Raw genomic sequence first — 21029 nt, forward strand, 5'->3', positions numbered from 1 at the left:
CATCAGCTTATGAGAATAGAGATCACTTGTGAAAATCGTGTGGGTATATTGCAGGAAATCATGCATATATTCGCCGATTATCGGATAAACATAGTTTCTGGAGAGTTGGGTGGCGACAGCGGCGACAAGGTCTACCTTGCCGCGCCGGGTATGCTGGACACCCAGTACCGGGCAATCGAGCAGTCGCTGTTGCGGGTCTGGGGCCTCAAGCGGGTGCGCCGAATCGACCTGATTCCGTCGGAGAGACGCCATTTTGAACTGGACACTCTGCTTCGGCATGTGGCTGAACCGGTGCTGTCAGTGGATCGCGAGGGGCGCGTGATAGCGGCGAATCTGGCCGCGGCACGTGCCTTTGGGGTCAGTCTGGACCGTGTGCCGGGGCTGCAGCTGCAGCGGTTTCTGCCCCTGCTCCAGGTGGCACCGCTGCTGCGGGATTTTACGGTGCCCCGCTACGGTATTCCGGTCACTCTGCGCGGACGCGGTTACCACCTGGAGTGGACGCCCATTGCCGTGGCCGACTCCCCTGGGCAGGTGGAATCGCTGGCGGGCGCGGTGCTGACCATGCAAGCTGTGCCTGCACCCGGCCCCGTTTTCCCCGCGCCGGACCCAGTGGCCCTGTGGGATTTTGACCTGCGTCGGGACTGTTGTCTGAAGTTGCAGGAGCTGGCTTCACTCAATGCGCCGCTGTTGATACGCGGCGAGCGCGGAAGCGGCAAAAGCACTTTTGCCAGTGCGTCGCACCACCTGTCGCCACTGGCCGCCAGTGGAGAGTGTGTGCAGTGGCGGCTGGCGGATGGTGATGGTCAGCCGCACTGGCCCCGGTCAGGGACGGTGATTATCGAGGATCTGGAGCGCCTGACAGAGACGCAGCAATTACAATTGGCCAGGCAGTTGCCGCAACTGCCGGTATCCCTGCGCATTGTCGCCACCTGCCGTCACATCGACGGCCTGGCCCCGGTCCTGGTGCAGTTTTTCTCCGGCCTGACACTGCAGCTGCCGCCACTGCGGAATATGCGGCCGGCACTGGCCCGGTTTGCGGAGACCCTGTTGCGCACCGGGGAGGGTGTCTCCGGGGAACTGCAGGAGGTGGTGACAGAGCGCCTCGCCGAGCACGACTGGCCGGACAACTTTGCTGGCCTGCGGGACTTTCTGCTGGCCGCATCGAGCGCCTGCCGCCGTCGGGGCGGCGCGGCGATTCAGCTGGAGGACCTGCCGGACCTGCAGCCGCAAACTCTGGGGCCCTGGAGGGAGTGGGCGCGGGGGCTGGGTTACCGGGACATCATGGACAGGGTCGAACGGGAGTTGTTACAGGACCTCTGTCGCGGGTGCCACTCCACCCGGGACCTGGCCCGCAGGTTGGGCATCTCTCATACAGCGGTGGCCAACAAGCTTCGCAAGCATGGCCTGACGCCGGCCCGGTAATGGAATAGTGCAAAGCAAGTAGTGCTATCTTTCGATCCGCCCCAGCAGCATATCTTTGAACATGACAAAGTCCCCCCACAGGCTGTAGAGAGGATATTTGAATGTGGCGGGGCGGTTGTGTTCAAAAAAGAAATGCCCGACCCAGGCAAAGCCGTAACCGGCGAGGGGCAGCGTTGCCAGCCACAGGAAATTGGCGCTGGCGAAGGCGGTGACGGTCAGTAGGATCACCAGTGCAGTGCCGACAAAATGCAGGCGCCGGCAGGTGAGATTGCGGTGCTGGTGCAGGTAGAAAGGATAAAACTCGGAGAAAGAGCGAAATTGCTTTTCCCCGTTGGATGCGCTCTGGGGCTGTTGGGAACTGGCTTTCATGGATAACCGCCTTGTTGTTTTTGGATGATTATCTCGCGTCAGTCTAAGCGCAAACGAAGTCCTCTCCAAGCCGGGAAGGGCAGCACCTTGCACCGCATTCACGCGGCAACTGATTTAGTTGTCGGATGAATAATCTGGTAGGCTGCGGCAAATTTTGCGTTAGCAGTGGGGAAGTCATGTCCGGGCCTTTGTCGCAACTGAAAGTTCTTGATCTCAGCCGGATTCTCGCCGGGCCCTGGGCCAGCCAGGTCCTGGCGGACTTTGGTGCCGAGGTGATTAAAGTGGAGCGGCCGCAGCGGGGCGATGACACCCGCCACTGGGGCCCCCCCTACCTGCGGGATGAGCAGGGCGCGGACACGGCGGATGCGGCCTACTATCTGAGTGCCAACCGGGGCAAGAAATCCATCACCATTGATATCACCTCGGAAGGGGGCCAGGCCCTGGTGCGGGAGCTGGCTGCCGAGTGCGATATCCTACTGGAGAATTACAAGGTTGGTGGATTGCAGAAGTATGGCCTGGACTATGCTTCTATCCGCACCCTGAATCCCAGGCTGGTGTACTGTTCGATTACCGGTTTTGGCCAGACAGGGCCCTATGCGGGTCGCGCCGGTTACGACGCCATGATCCAGGGTATGGGGGGGCTGATGAGTATCACCGGGGTACCCAAGGGGGAGCCCGGTGCCGGTCCGCAAAAGGTGGGCGTCGCGGTGGCGGACCTGATGACGGGCATGTACGCCGTATCCTCGATACTGGCGGCCATAGTGCATCGGGACCGGACCGGGCAGGGGCAGCATATCGACCTGGCGCTGCTGGATACCCAGGTGGCCTGGCTGGCCAATCAGGCGCAAAACTATCTGGTCTCCGGACAAACGCCGCAGCGACAGGGTACTGCCCACCCCAATATTGTTCCCTACCAGGCGGTGCCATCCAGCGACGGCTATTTCATGCTGGCTGTGGGCAATGATGAGCAGTTCAAACGTTTCTGCAGTATTGCCGGGCTGGATCAGCTGGCGGAGAACCCCGCTTATACCACCAATGCAGCGCGGGTGTTGGCCCGCGAGCGGCTGATTCCACTGATCGAGGAGGCCACAAGCGGGCGGCCGTCCGCCTGGTGGCTGGAAGAACTCAGTGCAGCCCAGGTCCCCTGTGGTCCTATCAACGACCTGGAGCAGGTATTCGCCGATCCTCAGGTGCGGGCGCGAGGTATGGTCATCGAGCAGAAGCACCCGGCGGCCGGCAAGGTGCGCACTGTGCGAAACCCAGCGGTTTTTTCCGAATCCCCGCTGGAATACGAGCTGGGCCCGCCGCTGCTGGGTGAGCACACCGATGAAGTGTTGCGGCAGCTGTTGCACAAGGACGACGACACTATCGCATCCCTGCGCGCCAAGGGCGTGGTCTAGGGGCTTTTGTCCACAAGCTGCTAGCCTGAAAGACAGTATGCGTCGCAGCGCCAACAGAAGGGAGGCTTTCACGCCGCCGGTGTGGAAGCCTGGCGAATATGAAGGGACAGCACAAACCGGTTGAGAATGCGCTTTATATCCAGCTGTGGGCAAAGCGTATCCGGGTGACGGATATAGGTACAGGCGGGATCGTCGACGAGGCGCCGTTGCTGGCGGTACAGGTATCCAAGAACCGGCGCAAAGTCGTCGCCTGGGGGAACCGCGCCTCTTCCGTGCCGGGCCATGGGGTGGAGGTCATCAACCCTTTTTTACATCCGCGTTCCCTGCTGGTGGAACCGGAAGTCGCACAGAAACTTCTCGCACTGATTTTCGCCCGTCTCGGGGGTGGTGGCCTGTTGCCGCCGTCGCCATTGGTAGTGATTCAGCCGATGGAGAAAAACGAGGGCGGTTTGACGGTGGTGGAGCTACTGGGGTTTGAGCATCTGTGTTTGCGGGCCGGCGCGCGCAAGGTCTACGTCTACCAGGGGCCGGAGCTGACCCGCCACACCTTTGACCTCGACAAAGTGGTGGCGGCCAGCCCGCGTCCGGCATCCGATGGGGAAGGCGGTGGCAGTTCCCGGACCCAGTGGATCTGGATCCTGATCTGGTTTGCCATAATCGCCGCGACCATGATCGCCCAGCACTTCTAGCCGCCCCCTGACACAAGGCTTCGGTTTAGAAAGTGGCGTTCTTGGGTGTTCGGGGAAAGGGGATTACATCGCGAATATTGCCCATGCCGGTGATATAGGAAACGATGCGATCGAAACCCAGGCCGAAGCCCGCGTGGGGCACGGTACCGTAGCGACGCAGGTCGCGGTACCAGTCCAGGTGTTCCCTGGGGATTGCCATCTCATCCATGCGCTCGTCCAGCTTTTCCAGGCGCTCCTCCCGCTGTGCGCCGCCGATAATCTCGCCGATGCCCGGGGCCAGCACATCCATGGCTGCTACGGTTTTGCCATCGTCGTTCAGGCGCATGTAGAAAGCCTTGATATCCTTGGGGTAGTTCAACACTATCACCGGCTTTTGAAAATGCTTTTCGGCCAGGTAGCGCTCGTGCTCCGAGGCCAAGTCTATGCCCCAGGCCACCGGGAATTCAAATTTTTCATCGCACTTTTCCAGAATCTCAATGGCTTCCGAGTAGTTGATGCGGGCGAAGTCATTGTCGATGATGTTTTCCAGCCGTGAAATAGCCTCTTTGTCGATGCGCTGGGCAAAGAAGGCCATATCGTCGGCGCGCTCTTCCAGCACCGCCTGGCAAACAAACTTGAGCATTTTTTCTGCCAGATGGGCAATGTCCGCCAATTCTGCAAACGCCAATTCCGGCTCCACCATCCAGAACTCCGCCAGGTGGCGGGTGGTATTGGAGTTTTCCGCGCGGAATGTGGGTCCGAAAGTGTAGACCTTGGACAGTGCCAGACAGTAGGCTTCGACATTCAACTGGCCGGATACGGTGAGAAAGGTTTCCTGGCCAAAGAAGTCCCGGCCATAGTCGATGTCACCCTTGTCGGTACGCGGCAAGTTTTGCAGATCCAGGGTGCTGACGCGAAACAACTCGCCGGCGCCTTCGCAATCGGAGGCGGTGATGATCGGTGTGTGTATCCAGTTAAAGCCCTGCTGGTGAAAAAAGCGGTGGATCGCCTGGGCGATACAGTTGCGCACCCGCACCACCGCGCCGCCGACATTGGTGCGGGGGCGCAGATGTGCATGTTCCCGCAGGTGTTCCATGGTGTGCCGCTTGGGGGACATAGGGTAGGTGTCCGGGTCGTCCACCCAGCCCACAACATGCACCGTCTCCGCCAGTAATTCGATGGACTGGCCCTTGCCCTCCGAGGGCTTGACAGTGCCTTCGATATCCACGGCGCAGCCGGTGGTCAGGCGCCGTATATCTGACTGGTAATTGTTGATGGAGCTTTCGACCACCACCTGCAGGGGATCAAAACAGCTGCCGTCGTGCACTGCCACAAACGACAGTCCCGCCTTGGAATCGCGCCGGGTTCTCACCCAGCCCTGGATACGCACCCGCTGGCCTTCCCGGTCAGTGGATTTCAAAAGAGTGTCTATGGACTCAACTTGCATTGTTTTGGTTTACCTGATCTCTCGCTGCAATAGAGGCACTGCTGGCAGTCCACCAGCGGCGCCCGCGCCGGGTTACGGCGGGCATATTGACGTTTTGGCGGGCTTAAATCCAGCCCCAATTGAAAGGACGGAAGAGAAGAGGGGAGAGACGCCGCCGCGCGGAGCGGCGACCTTGTTGTGCCTTAGCGCCAATAGGCCTAGCGCAGTCCGCGGCGGCGGAACAGGGGAAGCGGCTGATCGACCGCCGCCTGGTAACTCTCGCTGAAATCCTCCAGCGACTGCAGTATCTGTGCCAGCGACTCCTCTCCCTCGAAAGCGAAAGCGTTATAGCCGCACCGGCGCAGGAAGGTCAGTTGATCCCGCATAAAGGCGCCAATCGCCCGCAGTTCGCCGGCGAAGCCATAGCGCTCGCGCAGCAGGCGGCCGGTGGTAAAACCGCGCCCGTCGCCGGCCAGGGGAAAGTGGACTGCAATCAGTGGCAGCTCTCCCGCGTCTGCGGCCACCAGGGATGCGGATTCACTGCTGTCGAGCCAGACTCCCAGTTCCCCTTTGCGGTGTTCCAGGTTCCCGCGCTCGGCCTTCCAGCGGGAGTAGGGCAGTATCACTTTGCCGGGGGGCACCGGTTCGGCGGTCGACGGCTCCTCTTCCAGTTGCAACAGACGCCACTGGTTATCCACCACCGCACCGTCGACAATCAGCCGCTCCGGGTTGGCCGGCTGGGGTCCGGGTGATTTAGCTGGCCTGGGCATAGACGCTCTCCTTGAACGGCTCCAGGCCGATACGGTGGTAGGTATCGATAAACAGCTCACCCTCGCGGCGGGCGCCGACGTAGACATCCAACAGCTTGCGAATCACCCCCGCCACTTCCGCGCGGGAGAAACTGGGGCCGAGCACCTTGCCCAGACTGGCGCGCTCCGATGCACTGCCGCCCAGTTGAACCTGAAAATACTCCTCGCCTTTCTTGTCCACGCCGAGAATGCCGATATGGCCCACATGGTGATGGCCACAGGCGTTCATACAGCCGGAAATGTTCAGGTTCAGATCGCCCAGGTCGTAGAGGTAGTCCATATCGTCGAACTCCCGCTGGATCGCCTCCGCCACCGGAATGGATTTTGCGTTGGCCAGGGAGCAGTAGTCGCCGCCCGGGCAGCAAATCATATCGGTCAGGGTGCCGATATTGGGCGTAGCCAGGCCGTGTCCGCGCGCTTCGCGCCAAATTTCATACAGCTGGTCCTGCCGCACATCCGCCAGTACCACATTCTGGTCATGGGTGACCCGCGCTTCGCCAAAGCTGTAGCGCTCCGCCAGATCCGCGATGGCCTCCATCTGGCTGTCGGTGACATCTCCCGGGGGTACGCCGGTGGGTTTGGTGGACAGGCGGACCGCGCGATAACCGGCTACCCGGTGGGGGTGGGTGTTGCGCTCCAGCCACCGTGCAAACCCCTTGTCTGCGGCGGCCTGAGCGGCCAGGACGGTATCGCTCTCAGCGCCGTCGAAGTGGGTGTAGTCGGGACTGCGGAAAAAGGATTTAGCCCATTCGATGGCCTCCGGGGTCAGCTGGTCGGCGCCCTCTTTGACAAGCTGCCACTCGTTTTCCACCAGGCGGCCAAATTCTGTGGCGCCCATGGCTTTGACCAGTATTTTGATCCGCGCCTTGTACTTGTTGTCGCGACGCCCCAGCTGGTTGTAGATGCGCACTATGGCTTCCAGGTAGGACAGCAGGTGGCGCTCGGGCAGAAACTCGCGGATGCGCTCGGCAATGACCGGTGTGCGTCCCTGGCCGCCTCCCACATAAATCTCAAAGCCGATTTCGCCTTCGCGACGCACCATTTGCACGCCGATATCGTGCACCCGGATGGCCGCTCGATCGGATTTGGCACCGTTGACCGCTATCTTGAATTTGCGCGGCAGATAGGCGAATTCCGGATGGAAGGTGGACCACTGGCGAATCAGTTCACAGTATGGGCGCGGGTCCAGTATTTCGTCCCGGGCCACGCCGGCATAGGGGTCGGAAGTCGTGTTGCGGATACAGTTGCCGCTGGTCTGGACCGCGTGCATCTCCACTTCTGCCAGCTCGGTCAGAATGTCCGGCACATCCTCGAGATTCGGCCAGTTCAGTTGCAGATTTTGGCGGGTGGTGAAGTGGGCATAGCCCTTGTCGTAATCGCGGGTGATGCGCGCCAGACGGCGCAATTGCCGGCTGCTCAGCAGCCCGTAGGGCACCGCGATACGTAGCATGGGGGCCAGGCGCTGCACATAGAGGCCGTTTTGCAGGCGCAGGGGCAGGAACTCCTCTTCGCTGAGCTCACCCCGCAGATAGCGCTCCGTCTGGCCGTGGAACTGTTTCACACGGTCTGTCAGGAGGGCGCGGTCCCGGTCGTCATATTGGTACATAACAGCTTGATTCTATTGACTTTTTACAAGGGCCCAAAAATCAGGTCAAGGCCCCGCCGAGTTTTCACCGCCGCATAACATACCAGCGCGCTTATACAAAAAATAACAATTTTTTCCGCTATGTTAGTAACTAAAGGTTATATCAGCCGGGGGTTAGAGCGGCCGGTCGGTTGCGCAGCGGTTGGGTATTTGGTCTACTTGGCCCACCGCTCTGTAGCGGTGGACCTCAGAAGATAAGAATAATCAGCAATCGGAGTACTGCGATGAATGAAGAGGCAGCTGTAACCAGTGATAGTGACAACCTGGCGGACGCAATCGCGGCAGTGGCATTGGTAGCGATTTTCGTTGCCGTGTGCATCTACTGGGTCGCCATTCAGTAAACCGCCACCTCCCTCGCTGCCCGGGTTCGTGTTGTACCGGGCTGGTTTCCGGCCCTTCCGGGGCCTCCGGATATCGACCCTCAGCCCATATTGGCCAGCACTGTCTTGACCACCAATACCAGGGCGCACACGAACAGGGTGGTGAAAATAACCCCGGCGGCAATGTAGGCGCCGAAACTGCCGCGGCTGAAATCCCGCTGTCGGTTCCTGTCACTCTGCACCCCCACCGCCGCAGCCAAGGTGCTCATCACCACCTGGCCGAAAGAGGGTTTGTGCGGCTTCTGCTGCGAGGATTCCGGTGTTTCTTTCATAGGTAGTTTGTCTCCATCATTATTAACCCTGCAATCCAGTGGATGATCCCTCACCGCTACTCCTCCAGATTCGGGGCCAGCCAGCGTTTCAGCTCCTCCACCGGCATACCCTTGCGCCGGGCCAGGCTGGTGACCTGGTCGCTGCCGATCTTGCCCACGTTAAAATATTTGGCGCCCGGGTGCGCGAAGTACCAGCCACTTACCGCGGCCGCCGGCGTCATGGCAAAATGCGATGTCAGCTGGACGCCGGTATTCTCCTCCGCATCCAGCAGCCGGAATAGGGCGGCTTTCTCCGTATGGTCGGGACAGGCCGGGTAGCCCGGTGCCGGGCGGATACCGCGGTAGGCCTCCCTGATCAGTTCCTCGTTGCTCAGGGATTCGCCCTCGGCGTAACCCCAGTAATCCGTGCGGACCCGGCGGTGCAGATGTTCGGCGAAGGACTCCGCCAAACGGTCGGCCAGCGCCTTCACCATAATTGCGTTGTAGTCATCGTGGGCGGCCTCGTACTGAGCCGCCAGCTCATCGGCGCCTATCCCGGTGGTCACCACAAAGCCGCCCACATAGTCGGCAACGCCGCTTTCCACAGGAGCCACGAAATCCGCCAGTGAGCGGCAGTGTCCGTCGCCGCCCCGTTTGTTCACCTGCTGGCGCATATGGTGCAGGCGGATCAGCTCTTCGGTGCGGGACTCGTCCTTATACACGATGATGTCGTCCCCATCGCTGTTGGCGGGCCAGAGTCCGATCACCGCGCGGGCGCGGAGCAGTTTTTCGTCGATGACCTTTTGCAGCATCCACTGCGCGCTCTTAAATAAATCCGTCGCCGCTTCACCCACCACCTCATCGTTCAGAATAGCGGGATACTTGCCGGCCAGATCCCAGGAGATAAAGAAGGGCGTCCAGTCGATGGTGTCCAGCAGCTTTTGCAGCGGGAAGTCGTCGATCACGGTGATGCCCAGGCGGTTGGGCACGCTGGGCGTGTAACTTGCCCAGTCAAACCTGGGGGCGGCTGCCAGGGCTTCGCTATAACTGAGGCGGGTATCAGTGCGCCGGCGGTTGCCGGAGCGCTGGCGCACCTTGTGGTACTCCTCCCGGACGCCGCTGACAAAGCCGGGTTTCAATTCACTGGACAACAGGCTGCTGGCAACGCCCACCGCCCGGGATGCATCGGCTACGTAGACGGTCTGATCCTGTGAATACAGCGGATCGATTTTTACCGCCGTATGGGCCTTGGATGTGGTGGCGCCGCCAATCAGCAGGGGGATGTCGAAGCCCTGGCGCTCCATTTCAGCGGCCACGTGCATCATCTCATCCAGGGAAGGGGTGATCAGCCCAGACAGGCCGATGATGTCACAGTTTTTTTCGGCGGCGGTCTGTAGAATCGTTTCCGCCGGCACCATCACTCCCAGGTCGATCACCTCAAAATTGTTGCAGGCCAGTACCACTCCCACAATGTTTTTGCCGATATCGTGCACGTCCCCTTTTACCGTGGCCATCAGGATGCGCCCGTTGGACTGGCGCGGGCCGCTTTTCTCCGCCTCGATATAGGGTTGCAGATAGGCCACCGCCTGTTTCATCACCCGCGCCGACTTCACCACCTGGGGCAGGAACATTTTGCCCTCGCCAAACAGGTCGCCGACCACGTTCATGCCGTCCATCAGCGGGCCTTCGATCACCTCCAGCGGGCGGTTTGCCGCCTCCCGCGCCTGCTCTGTATCCTCTTCGATATAGGTGGTGATCCCTTTTACCAGCGCGTGTTCCAGGCGCTTGTTCACGGGCCACTGGCGCCAGCTGAGATCCTCCTTGCGCGCTTGTCCGCTGCCATCGCCGCGGTAGCTTGCCGCTATTTCCAGCAGTCGCTCGGTACTGTCCAGGCGCCGGTTGAGGACCACATCCTCCACCCGCTCCCGCAGCTGTTGCGCGAGGTCGTCGTACACTGCCAGCTGTCCGGCGTTCACTATGCCCATATTCAGGCCGGCCCGGATGGCGTGATAGAGGAACACCGAGTGAATGGCTTCCCGCACCGGATTGTTGCCGCGGAAAGAGAAGGACACATTGGACACGCCGCCGCTCACTTGTGCGCCGGGCAGGTTTTCGCGAATCCAGCGGCAGGCCTCGATAAAGTCCACCGCGTAATTATTGTGTTCGTCGATGCCGGTGGCGACGGCAAAGATATTGGGGTCGAAAACGATATCCGAGGGCGCAAAACCGACTTTTTCCACCAGCAGGTCATAGCTGCGGCGGCAGATCTCGATTTTTCTCGCCAGGGTGTCCGCCTGGCCCGTCTCGTCGAAAGCCATCACCACCACGGCGGCCCCATAGCGCCGGCACAGGTCTGCCCGCTGGATAAATTCCGTCTCGCCTTCCTTCAGGCTGATGGAATTGACGATGGGTTTGCCCTGTATGCACTGCAGGCCGGCCTCGATCACCTCCCACTTGGAGGAGTCCACCATAAAGGGCACCTTGGCGATTTCCGGTTCACCCGCCGCCAGGTTCAGGAATCTGCGCATCGCCGCGGTCGAATCCAGCATCGCTTCATCCATATTGATATCGATGACCTGGGCACCGTCCTCCACCTGCCGGGCGGCCACCTCCAGGGCGGTGTCATAGTCCTCCTCGAGGATCAGGCGTTTGAACCGCGCGGAACCTGTTACGTTGCAACGCTCCCCCACATTCACAAACAGGGAGTCGCTATCCACCACAAAGGGTTCCAACCCCGCCAGGCGGAGAGCGGGCTTGGCCGGCGGTGGTTTTCGCGGCGGTATATCGGCGACCGACCGGGCGATAGCGGCGATATGATCCGGTGTGGTACCACAGCAGCCGCCGAGAATATTGACGAATCCACTCTGGGCAAACTCGGTGACAATGGTCGCGGTCTCTTGTGGTGTCTCGTCGTAATCGCCGAACTCATTGGGCAGGCCCGCGTTGGGGTGCGCCGAAACAAAGGTGGAGCAGATACCGGAGAGGGCCTCCACATAGGGCCGCAGTTCCGTCGCTCCCAGAGCGCAGTTGAGGCCCACACTCAGCGGCTCCGCGTGGGCCACCGAATAATAAAAGGCCTCCGTGGTTTGGCCGGACAGAGTGCGGCCGGATGCATCGGTGATGGTGCCGGAAATCATAATCGGCAGCTCGGTTCCCAGGTCGTCAAACAGCTGCCTAACGGCGTAGATAGCCGCCTTGGCGTTGAGCGTATCGAACACCGTCTCGATCAGGATTATGTCGCTGCCGCCCTCTATGAGCGCCTGTCCCGCCTCCACATAATTGTCCACCAGCTGCTGGAAAGTGACGTTGCGCGCCCCCGGGTCGTTCACGTCCGGCGAAATGCTGGCGGTCCGCGATGTGGGCCCCAGCACCCCGGCCACCCACCGGGGCCTGTCCGGGGTCGACAGCGCATCGGCGGCCTTGCGGGCTATTTGGGCGGCGGCCAGGTTCAGTTCTGTGACCAGCTCCTCCAGGTCGTAGTCGGCCTGGGACAGGCGGGTGGCATTAAAAGTGTTGGTCTCAATAATATCGGCACCGGCCTGGAGATAGTCCCGATGCAGTTGTTCGATCAGGTCCGGCCGGGTGATGTTGAGCAGGTCATTGTTGCCCTTGAGGTCCCGGTGGTGGTCGCCGAAGTGCTGGCCGCGGTAGTCCGCCTCGTGCAGCCCCGCCTGCTGGATCATGGTTCCCATGGCCCCATCCAGAATCAGGATACGCCGGGCCAGGGCGGCGTGAAGCTGTTGAATACGCAGGCGGCGGGAATCTGAAGACATGGAAACACTCTTATTGCGGACCGGGGCGGGCGGCGGCAATCTTAGCACAACCGCCGCGGGTGGCCCCGGTTGCCGGCACTCCCAAAGCCCTCCCCGAGATTGGTATGGCGCCTTACAGCAGATCGGTATCGCCGGTGATGACCCACCGGTCTAACCCGTAAGAGGCGGATGCCGCTATTGGGTCGCAGAAAGACACCATTTTTCTGCTTGGCCGGACTAACCCACCTTATTTCGGTTCAGGTTCCACTGCAGGGTCTCAGGGAGTAGAATACCCGACAAGGAAACTAGGTTATTCGGGAAAGCTATGTCAGAGCAGAGCGCAGAATTGAATGTGACCATCACCGAGTCCGCCCAGGCGTACCTGCGTGAGTTGTTGGAAAAACAGAACTGTGAGGGCATTGCCATTCGCATGTTTGTATCCAGCCCCGGCACTCCCAACGCCGAAACCTGTATCGCCTACTGCCGCCCGGGTGAAGAGCAGGAAGACGATGTGGTTGTGGAACTGGAGGGTTTCAGGGCCTACTTCGAGAATCGATCGGTTCCCTATCTGGATGAGGCCCGGGTGGATTACGCCAGTGACAAGATGGGCGGCCAGCTGACCATCCGCGCGCCCAACTCGCGCATGCCCAAAATCACTGACGACAGCCCCATCGAGGACCGTATCAATTACGTTCTCTACAACGAGATCAACCCGATGCTGGCTGCCCATGGTGGACAGGTCAGCCTGGTGGAGTTTACCGATGACCACTATGCGGTACTCAGGTTTGGGGGTGGCTGCCAGGGCTGCGGTATGGTGGACATGACCCTGAAGGAGGGCATAGAGAAGACTCTGAAGGAGAAGATTCCGGAACTCGCCGGAGTCCGGGACGTCACCGACCACAGCGATAAAACCCAGGCCTACTACTGATATGTTGCTGAGAAAGCCCTCCCTGGCTTTTCTCAGCTCGGGTTTGCGGCGCATGTCCGCAAACCTTTCACGACAAATTGAGCAATTACCGGCTTGATTTGCCCCCCGAACACCCCTGTTCGAAACAGCAGGCTGCAGACGAAGTCTTTTTTGACAGCCCGCTATTAACCCTGCAATCCCAGCTCCGCGACCCGCTCACTGGGCCTCGAAAAACTCGAATTCGTCTACATTGTCCAGATAGGCGCCGTCATACCCCGCATCGATGATCCGGTCCAGGTAGGCGCCCTCCCCACCGAACAGTATCTCCTGCCAGGGCTCCAGCCAGTAGCGCACATGGTAGTTTGTTGCACTCTCTGCGACCTGCTCGTCCAGCCAGATCGGAGGATTGGTGAGCCAGAAATCCTCCCAGTAAAAGAGGTCGCTCTGCGCCTGGCCGATACTCATGTAGGCCAGCAGCAGCCGCTCCCCGCCGTCCCGCTTCAGGCGCATCTGCTGCAGCTGCTCCTGGCTGTATGGTTCGCCATTGAAAAAGAAATCCAAAATCACCACGTCGTAATCCGTATCAGCCACCGCATCCACAAATGCCTGCGGACTCGCAAAGCTGCTCGGATTGATCAACTGCAAAAAATTGCGCGCAAAAGTGAGGTCCTCTATATCCGCCCGGTTTTCCCCCGGGAGCACCGTCGGGTGGGACGGAATTGTATTTAGAAGCCTTTGTGGTGCCGCGAATCCCAAATAATCCGCTTCCTGGTTGAGGCGGATGGACTCGTCGATATTCGCCTCACTGCTGGCAAAATCCGTCACCAGTGCCACCAGGTCCCCGTCGTCCCTGGCAATATTCAGCAACTGCTGCAGATTGTCCGATTGCGCCGCCGGCGTGGGTTGATCGACTGCCGTGTTGAGCCCGAAAAAAACGCCCTGTTGCGCAATGCCATCCAGTGCATTGAGGTAGGCGGTTTCCGGGGTCCCCGAGGCCTGTCCACTGCTGGTCACCAATGGCAAAGCATCCTGGGGCACTATAATAAAGTCCCTGTCGCGGCGCTTGGCATAGCGACTTATTTCTATCACCAGGTCGCGCATTTCCTGTCGGTAATCGGTGGTAACGCCGTTGTCCGGCAGAAAATCCGGCACGTCGTCAAAATCACAGGCGAAGAGGGGCAATGCCAGTAAAACGATTGCGAGGCGTTTTAGCATAGTCTTTTCCTTAAGCAGTGCATTTTATCCGCCCCAGCTTGGTATAGCCGGCTGAATCCCTGTCCACTTATAGGGTGGAGCTGCGCAAACAGGTATTAAGTCGCTGTATAAGCCGCTGAATAGGGATGAAGGGCTGGTGACTGTCGCTTATTCTGTCTATTCATAGATTCCCGGTCAACAGCCCTGGCCGCCCTTAACCTTAATTTACTGAGTTAAATGGGACACACAGATGTGCCACTGATGTCGCTTGCCGGATTAATCTAATAGATTTAAATAACAGCGGCCAACAGTGAATAGCTGTTTGGTGCTTCAGTCCCCACTGGATCTTTGGTCTTCTCCGGACAGGCTTATCCCGACCCGGTATCCAAGTATTGCAGTTTTGGCGGATATTGAAGCAGTGCTGTTCCAAATCTGTCCGCAACAGTCGTTTTGCTGAAAATATTGAGTTTTTCTTCAGTTTTGCCGCCCCGAATAGCTGATCCGCTGTCGACCCAAATGGGCAATGCGCACTATTCTTCAGCCATTTGTGGCTTGACCTGTCAGGAAAAGTGCATCGGAGCAACAGCCCCTTATCCAGTGTTTCAGGCTCAGCCACCAAATCAGCAGATTTGTAGCTGGAGTAGGGAAACCCCTGGCACTGGCAGCGGGAAGGCAAAGAGGGGGCGTTGGCAGGCTGCAGGCAGAGCTTTTTTCAGCAGCAATTTTGAACTGTTCGCTTGACGGGAAAGCTTAGGGCAGAGCTGTTGCTACGGTATTGAGGGCAGAACAGAGGGAATTTGTACAAGAAAAAATCTGATCGATTGTTTTTATACCGAATTGCTCGCAAATTGGGCCGAAAGGCTTGGTGTGCACACTTCACAATTTGACAGGTCAAATGTAAACTTTCGCGCCATCTACAGGCATGTGCAGATCCGGTGCGACCTCCTTTTAGTTTGCGCCAGATTGCGAAGCCATTGGGTGTTTGCATAGGACCTGGCGAATCACAGGACTCCGGTCCCCGGTCACTTCTTTTTTTAACTATGGCCCCCGCCTGGCCGTCGAATACTAGCAGGTTGTTGAAAAAGCCCTCCCTGGCTTTCCTCAACCCGGGTTTGCGTCGCATGTCCGCAAACCCTCCACGACAAATCAAGCATGTAACTGCTTGATTTGCGGCCCGAACATCCCTGTTCGGGACAGCAGGCTGTTGAAAAAGTGCTTTTCAACAGCCTGCTAGGGATAAAGACTGCTTTCTCATGAGTGGTACGGCTTGGGTAAGCTTTTTCACGCGCATCGACCTTCACTTGAGGTTTGTCGACAAAAACAATAACCGGGGAAGTGTTGCTCACCTGGGATATCAAAGGATAAACAGTGTCATTTAGTAAGCCTCTTCTGGTCGCTTTGGCCGCTCTGATTAGTACCATCCTGGCCGGCTGTGACTCCGGTATTTGGGATTCCCCCGCGGCCCAGCTGGAATCCATCCAGGTAACGACGCCGCAGGGCACCTCCACCGATATCTCGCTGACGGTGGGCGACAGTCAATCATTGACTGCCCTGGGCCGCTACAGTGATGGCAGCACCGCCGATATCACCGACAGTGTCAACTGGCGCAGTGACAATGCGGCCATCGCCGCTGTCGATGCCGATGGCAGGATCGCCGCTATCAGTCAGGGCAGTACCCGCATCTCCGCCAGCTTAAATGGCATTACCAGCAATACCGTCACCGTCGCCGTCGCCGACCCGGTCTTGACCAGTATCCAGGTGACACCGGCGGTGGTGAAGCTGCCCAAGGGTAACAGCCAGCAATTCACCGCCCTGGGCCGCTATAACGATGGCAGCACCGCCGATCTCACCAGCAGCGTCAGTTGGCGCAGCGACGATACCGACATCGCCACCGTGGACAACCTGGGCGAACTTAAGGCCGTGGCTATCGGCAGCACCGCTGTCACTGCCAGCCTGGGCGATATTGTCAGCAATCGTGTGGCGGTCACCGTCACCAATGCCGTCCTGACCGCCATTCAGGTGACACCGCCAAGCGCCAGCCTGCCCAAGGGCAACAGCCGGCAACTCACCGCGCTAGGTACCTTTAGTGACGGCAGCACACTGGATCTTACCGACAGCGTCAGTTGGAGCAGCGACAGTACCGCCATTGCCACCGTGGACAACCTGGGTGAACTCACCGCAGTGGACCTGGGTAACACCACCATTTCTGCCAGCCAGGACGATGTTGTCAGTAATAGCGTGGCCATCACTGTCACCAGTGCCATTTTAACCAGCATTCAGGTCACACCGCCCAGCGCTAACCTGCCCAAAGGCAATACCCAACCGCTTGCCGCCCTGGGCACCTATAGCGATGGCACCACTGCGGATCTGACCAATAGTGTCGCCTGGACCAGTAGCGATACAGGGATTGCTGCCGTGGATAGCCAGGGTGCGCTGATCGCTGTCGACGAAGGCAATGTGACCATTTCTGCCAGCCAGGACGATATCGTCAGTAATACGGTGACAGTGACCGTGTCCAGTGCCGTATTGACCGGTATTCAGGTGACCCCGGCCGTGGTCAGTCTGCCCAAGGGCAACGCCCAGCAACTCACCGCCCTGGGCACCTATAGTGACGGCACCAGTGTCGATCTCACCGACAGTGTGGACTGGCATATTGGCGATACCGCCATTGCCACCCTGGATATGTTGGGTGAACTCGTGGCGGTGACCGAGGGCAGCACCACGGCCTTTGCCAGCTCCGAAGGTATTGCCAGTAATACTGTCACGATCACGGTCACCGGCGCCGAGTTAACCAGTATTCAGGTGACCCCGGCCAGCGTCGACCTGGCCAAAGGCAATACCCAACAGCTCACCGCCCTGGGCCGCTACACCGACGGCAGCAGTGCCGATATCACCGACAGCGTCGACTGGCACAGCGACAATACCGCCATTATCACCGTGGACAGCCTGGGGGAAGCGACGGCAGTAGAGGAAGGCAGTACTACGGCCTCTGCCAGTTGGGGTGGCATCGTCAGCAATACAGTGACCGTCACCGTGAGCGGTGCCGTTTTGACTGCGATTCAGGTAACGCCGGCCAGCAACAGCCTGGCCAAGGGCAACAGCCAGCAGCTCACCGCCCAGGGTACTTTTAGTGATGGCACTACGGCTGATCTCACTAGCAGTGTTGCCTGGACCAGTAGCGATACCAATATTGTTACGGTCGATAGCAGTGGTGAACTGACGGCGGTCGATGAGGGCAACGCGACAGTGTCCGCCAGCCAGGATGGCATTGTCAGCAATACCGCCACAGTCACCATCACCGGTGCCGTCTTAACTGCGCTTCAGGTAACACCGGCGACCATCAGACTGGCCAGGGGCAACAGCCAGCAACTCGCCGCCATGGGCACCTATAGCGACGGCAGCACTGCTGATCTGACCAATAGTGTCGCCTGGACCAGTAGCAACACGGCCACCATAACGATCAATACCCTTGGCCAAGCGGTGGCCGTCGGTCTGGGCAATGCCGAAATCTCTGCCAGTCAGAACGGCATTGCCAGCAATACCGCAGCAGTTACCGTCACCCCCGCCGTATTGACCGCGATTCAGGTGACACCGGCCACCGTCGATCTGGCCAAAGGCAATGCCCAACAGCTCACCGCCCTGGGCCTCTACAGTGATGGCACTATCGCCAGTCTCACCAGTGTGGACTGGCACAGCGACGATACGGCAATCGCCACTGTGGATATAGGGGGCCAACTCACGGCGGTGGAAGAGGGCAGTACCATCGCCTACGCCCGTTTGGGTGGCATTGCCAGCAATCCCGTAACCGTCAATGTCACCGGCGCCGTATTAACCGCGATTCAGATAACGCCCGCCAGCAACAGTCTGGCCAAGGGCACCACGCAGCAACTAACGGCCGAGGGCACTTTTAGTGATGGCACCACTAGCGATCTTACTAGCAGTGTTGCCTGGAGCAGTAGCGATACCCATATTGCCACGGTGGATAGCAGTGGTGAACTGGCGGCGGTCAATGAAGGCAATGCGACTGTCTCTGCCAGCCAGGCGGGGATTGATAGCAACACCGCCACAGTCACTGTCACCGGTGCGGTATTAACCGCGATTCAGGTCACACCGGCCAGCAATAGTCTGGCTAAGGGCACCACGCAACAACTAACGGCCCAGGGCACTTTTAGTGATGGCACCACGGAGGATTTGACTGATAACGTTGCCTGGACCAGTAGCGATACCCATATTGTTACGGTCGACAGCCAGGGCCAACTGGCGGCGGTCAATGAAGGCAGCGCGACGGTTTCCACCAGTCAGGATGGGGTTGCCGGCAATGCGGTGGCAGTTACGGTTACCCCCGCGGCGTTAACCGGTCTCCAAGTGATACCGGCGAGCGTCAGCCTGGCCCTGGGCAGCAGCGAGCCGCTCTTCGCCGAGGGCACCTTTAGTGATGGCACTACGGCTAATGTGACCGACAGTGTGAGCTGGAGCAGTGACGATACCGCGATTGCCCGCGTAGACACTCAGGGCAAACTGATAGCAACGGGTCTGGGCAATACGACGGTGTCTGCCAGCCAGGATGGCATTGTCAGTAATACTGTGGCGGTCACAGTCACCGCTGCCGTATTAACCGCCATCCAGGTGACACCGTCCACGGTCAGCCTGGCCAGGGGCAATCGCTTGCAATTAAGCGCCCAGGGTACCCTTAGTGATGGCAGTACCGCCGATCTCACCAGTAGTGCCAACTGGAATAGCGGTGACCACGCCATCGCCACCGTAGATAGCCAGGGTGAAGTCACTGCTGTGGGCGTGGGCAGCACGACGGTGTCCGCCAGTCAGGAGGGGATTGTCAGCAATACGGTGACGCTCACTGTGCCTTCCCTGGAAAAGGTACAGGATGTCACGCTGAATTTTGAGGCCGTCAAGCGTTTTCGTTTTGACTGGACCGAGGTTGCCGGCGCTAGCCATTACCGGCTATTGGAAAACCCCGATGGTATTTCCGGCTTTAGCCCGGTTGGCGAAGAGGTGACAACGGGTACCCTGGCACTGGAAGTGCCCCTCTACGCCCGTACCAATGCGCAATATATCCTGCAAGCTTGTGCCGGCCGGGGTGCTGGGGAGCTGTGTATCGACTCGGATCCCATCTCGGTCAGCGGCACCCTGGTGGGCAGTATCGGCTACTTTAAGGCCAGCAATACGGACAGGCGTGATGGTTTTGGTTTCTCTGTGAGCCTGAGTGCCGACGGCCATACCTTGGCCGTGGGGGCTCCCGGTGAAAGCAGCAATGCTGTGGGTATCAACCCGGCTGGTCAGAGCAACAACGCTGCCGTTAATGCCGGCGCTGTGTATCTATTTGTTCAACAGGACGGCAGCTGGGTCCAGGAAGCCTATATAAAGGCCAGCAATACGGATACAGGCGATAGCTTTGGTGGGGCTGTGAGCCTAAGTGCCGATGGCAATACCCTGGCGGTGGGGGCATTTGGTGAAGAGAGCAATGCCACTGGGGTCAACAGCACTGGCCAGGAGGTTAACCCGTTTCCAGCTGCCGGCGCCGTCTATACCTTTACCCGCGATCAAGATGGCTGGGTTCAGCAGGCCTATATCAAGCCCAGTAATACGGATGCAGGCATGAGTTTTGGTGGTTCCCTGAGTCTGAGCGCCGATGGCAATACCCTGGCGGTGGGGGCTGGGCGTGAAGACAATCAGGCCACTGGGGTCAGCAGCCAGGGGCCGCGCAATGGCGGTGCCCGCGACTCTGGCGCTGTGTATGTGTTTGCCCAAAATAACGGTATCTGGGCCGAGCAGGCCTATATCAAGGCCAGCAATAGCGAGGCAAATGATCTATTTGGTCTTGCTGTGAGTCTGAGCGCCGATGGTAATACCCTGGCGGTGGGGGCCAACGGTGAAGACAGCCCCGCCACCGGGGTGAATGGCAACCAAGGCAATAATTTTCGCCAAACGCAAACGAGCGGTGCTGTCTATCTATTTAGCCGCGATGCTGTGACTGGCTGGGATCAGGAGGCCTATATCAAGGCCAGCAATACCGGTGAAGCGGACTTTTTTGGTACGAGCGTCAGTCTGAGCGCCGATGGCAACACTCTGGCGGTGGGGGCAGAGGGTGAAGACAGTAATGCCACCGGAATCAATGCAGACCAACAAAATAATGATGCCTTCAGATCCGGTGCTGTCTATGTGTTTAGTCGCGATGCTGTGACTGGTTGGGATCAGCAGGCCTATATCAAGGCCAGCAATACGGATAGAGACGATGGCTTTGGTGCGGCTGTGAGCCTAAGCGCCGATGGTAACACCCTGGCGGTGGGGACAATCAAGGAAGACAGCCGCACCACCGGAGTCAATGCTAATTCACAAAATAATACTGCCTCCAGGTCCGGTGCTGTCTATGTGTTTCGTCGCAACGCGGGCAGCTGGTTCGAGCAGGCCTATGTCAAGGCCAGCAATACGGACATCGGCGACGAATTCAGTAGTTCGGTCAGTTTAAGCGGAGACGGCACTACCCTGGCCGTGGGTGCACTCGATGAAGACAGCGATGCCACCGGAATCGGTAATGATCAGAGCAATAGTGCTGATGATCCTTTTGATTACAATGGTGGCGCCGTCTATGTGTACTGAGTCTGGATTCCTGGCAGGCTGTTGCAAAAGTGTTTTTCAACAACCTGCTAGTGGGCTATGCGGAAAATAAGGTTACGTGATTTGATTTCATGTATACTTGCCCCATGGATACTCCGGACGTTTTTACAATTACCGCTCATGATGCAGCGACCCTGGAAAGCTGGATTCGCAGCACCTCGCTTCAGCAGGGT

Annotated in this window: 12 protein-coding genes; 5 read left to right on the forward strand and 7 right to left on the reverse strand. The window is 59.0% G+C overall.

The window, feature by feature from the left end; all coding sequences use genetic code 11:
* Positions 1 to 60 precede the first annotated feature (60 nt).
* Positions 61 to 1422: a TyrR/PhhR family helix-turn-helix DNA-binding protein gene (locus tag AB1S50_RS12310; protein WP_367151039.1), complete on the forward strand. Its 1362-nt coding sequence runs from the start codon at positions 61 to 63 to the stop codon at positions 1420 to 1422.
* 24 nt (positions 1423 to 1446) lie between these two features.
* Here AB1S50_RS12310 and AB1S50_RS12315 read toward each other — a convergent pair whose 3' ends face one another.
* Entirely contained in the window at positions 1447 to 1791 is a 345-nt protein-coding gene (locus tag AB1S50_RS12315) for an Mpo1-like protein (protein WP_367151041.1), read from the reverse strand.
* A 176-nt stretch (positions 1792 to 1967) separates the two neighbouring features.
* On the opposite strand from AB1S50_RS12315, the gene AB1S50_RS12320 reads away from it, so the two are divergent.
* Together AB1S50_RS12320 and AB1S50_RS12325 are read left to right on the forward strand one after the other, a co-directional pair.
* Complete coding sequence (locus tag AB1S50_RS12320; protein ID WP_367151042.1) at positions 1968 to 3191, forward strand: CaiB/BaiF CoA transferase family protein; 1224 nt, start codon at positions 1968 to 1970, stop codon at positions 3189 to 3191.
* Between the two features lie 98 nt (positions 3192 to 3289).
* Positions 3290 to 3880, forward strand: coding sequence for a hypothetical protein (locus AB1S50_RS12325; protein ID WP_367151043.1), 591 nt, complete (start codon positions 3290 to 3292; stop codon positions 3878 to 3880).
* Between the two features lie 25 nt (positions 3881 to 3905).
* Here the strand turns inward: AB1S50_RS12325 and asnS are convergent, their stop codons facing one another.
* The 5 genes from asnS to metH form a co-directional block, all read right to left on the reverse strand.
* Positions 3906 to 5306, reverse strand: a complete 1401-nt coding sequence (gene asnS / locus AB1S50_RS12330; RefSeq protein ID WP_367151044.1) for an asparagine--tRNA ligase — start codon at positions 5304 to 5306, stop codon at positions 3906 to 3908.
* Positions 5307 to 5503: 197 nt separating this feature from the next.
* Positions 5504 to 6055: a DUF934 domain-containing protein gene (locus AB1S50_RS12335; RefSeq protein ID WP_367151045.1), complete on the reverse strand. Its 552-nt coding sequence runs from the start codon at positions 6053 to 6055 to the stop codon at positions 5504 to 5506.
* The gene (locus AB1S50_RS12340; RefSeq protein ID WP_367151046.1) at positions 6039 to 7700 is read right to left on the reverse strand and encodes a nitrite/sulfite reductase; all 1662 of its coding nucleotides are present in this window, start codon (positions 7698 to 7700) and stop codon (positions 6039 to 6041) included. Before AB1S50_RS12340 ends, AB1S50_RS12335 begins: the two co-directional genes overlap by 17 nt.
* A gap of 460 nt (positions 7701 to 8160) precedes the next feature.
* Positions 8161 to 8391, reverse strand: a complete 231-nt coding sequence (locus AB1S50_RS12345; protein WP_367151047.1) for a DUF2970 domain-containing protein — start codon at positions 8389 to 8391, stop codon at positions 8161 to 8163.
* Between the two features lie 56 nt (positions 8392 to 8447).
* Positions 8448 to 12143, reverse strand: a complete 3696-nt coding sequence (metH, locus tag AB1S50_RS12350; protein WP_367151048.1) for a methionine synthase — start codon at positions 12141 to 12143, stop codon at positions 8448 to 8450.
* A gap of 304 nt (positions 12144 to 12447) precedes the next feature.
* Between metH and nfuA the strand changes: the two genes are divergently transcribed.
* Positions 12448 to 13050: a Fe-S biogenesis protein NfuA gene (gene nfuA / locus AB1S50_RS12355; protein ID WP_367151049.1), complete on the forward strand. Its 603-nt coding sequence runs from the start codon at positions 12448 to 12450 to the stop codon at positions 13048 to 13050.
* A gap of 195 nt (positions 13051 to 13245) precedes the next feature.
* Here the strand turns inward: nfuA and AB1S50_RS12360 are convergent, their stop codons facing one another.
* Complete coding sequence (locus AB1S50_RS12360) at positions 13246 to 14244, reverse strand: endo alpha-1,4 polygalactosaminidase (RefSeq protein ID WP_367151050.1); 999 nt, start codon at positions 14242 to 14244, stop codon at positions 13246 to 13248.
* Positions 14245 to 15591: 1347 nt separating this feature from the next.
* On the opposite strand from AB1S50_RS12360, the gene AB1S50_RS12365 reads away from it, so the two are divergent.
* Positions 15592 to 20838 carry a beta strand repeat-containing protein gene (locus AB1S50_RS12365; protein ID WP_367151051.1) on the forward strand — a complete coding sequence of 1749 codons (5247 nt, stop codon included), beginning with the start codon at positions 15592 to 15594 and terminating at the stop codon, positions 20836 to 20838.
* Positions 20839 to 21029: the final 191 nt, after the last annotated feature.

The sequence above is a fragment of the Microbulbifer discodermiae genome (assembly GCF_040742695.1).
Taxonomy (GTDB): Bacteria; Pseudomonadota; Gammaproteobacteria; order Pseudomonadales; family Cellvibrionaceae; genus Microbulbifer.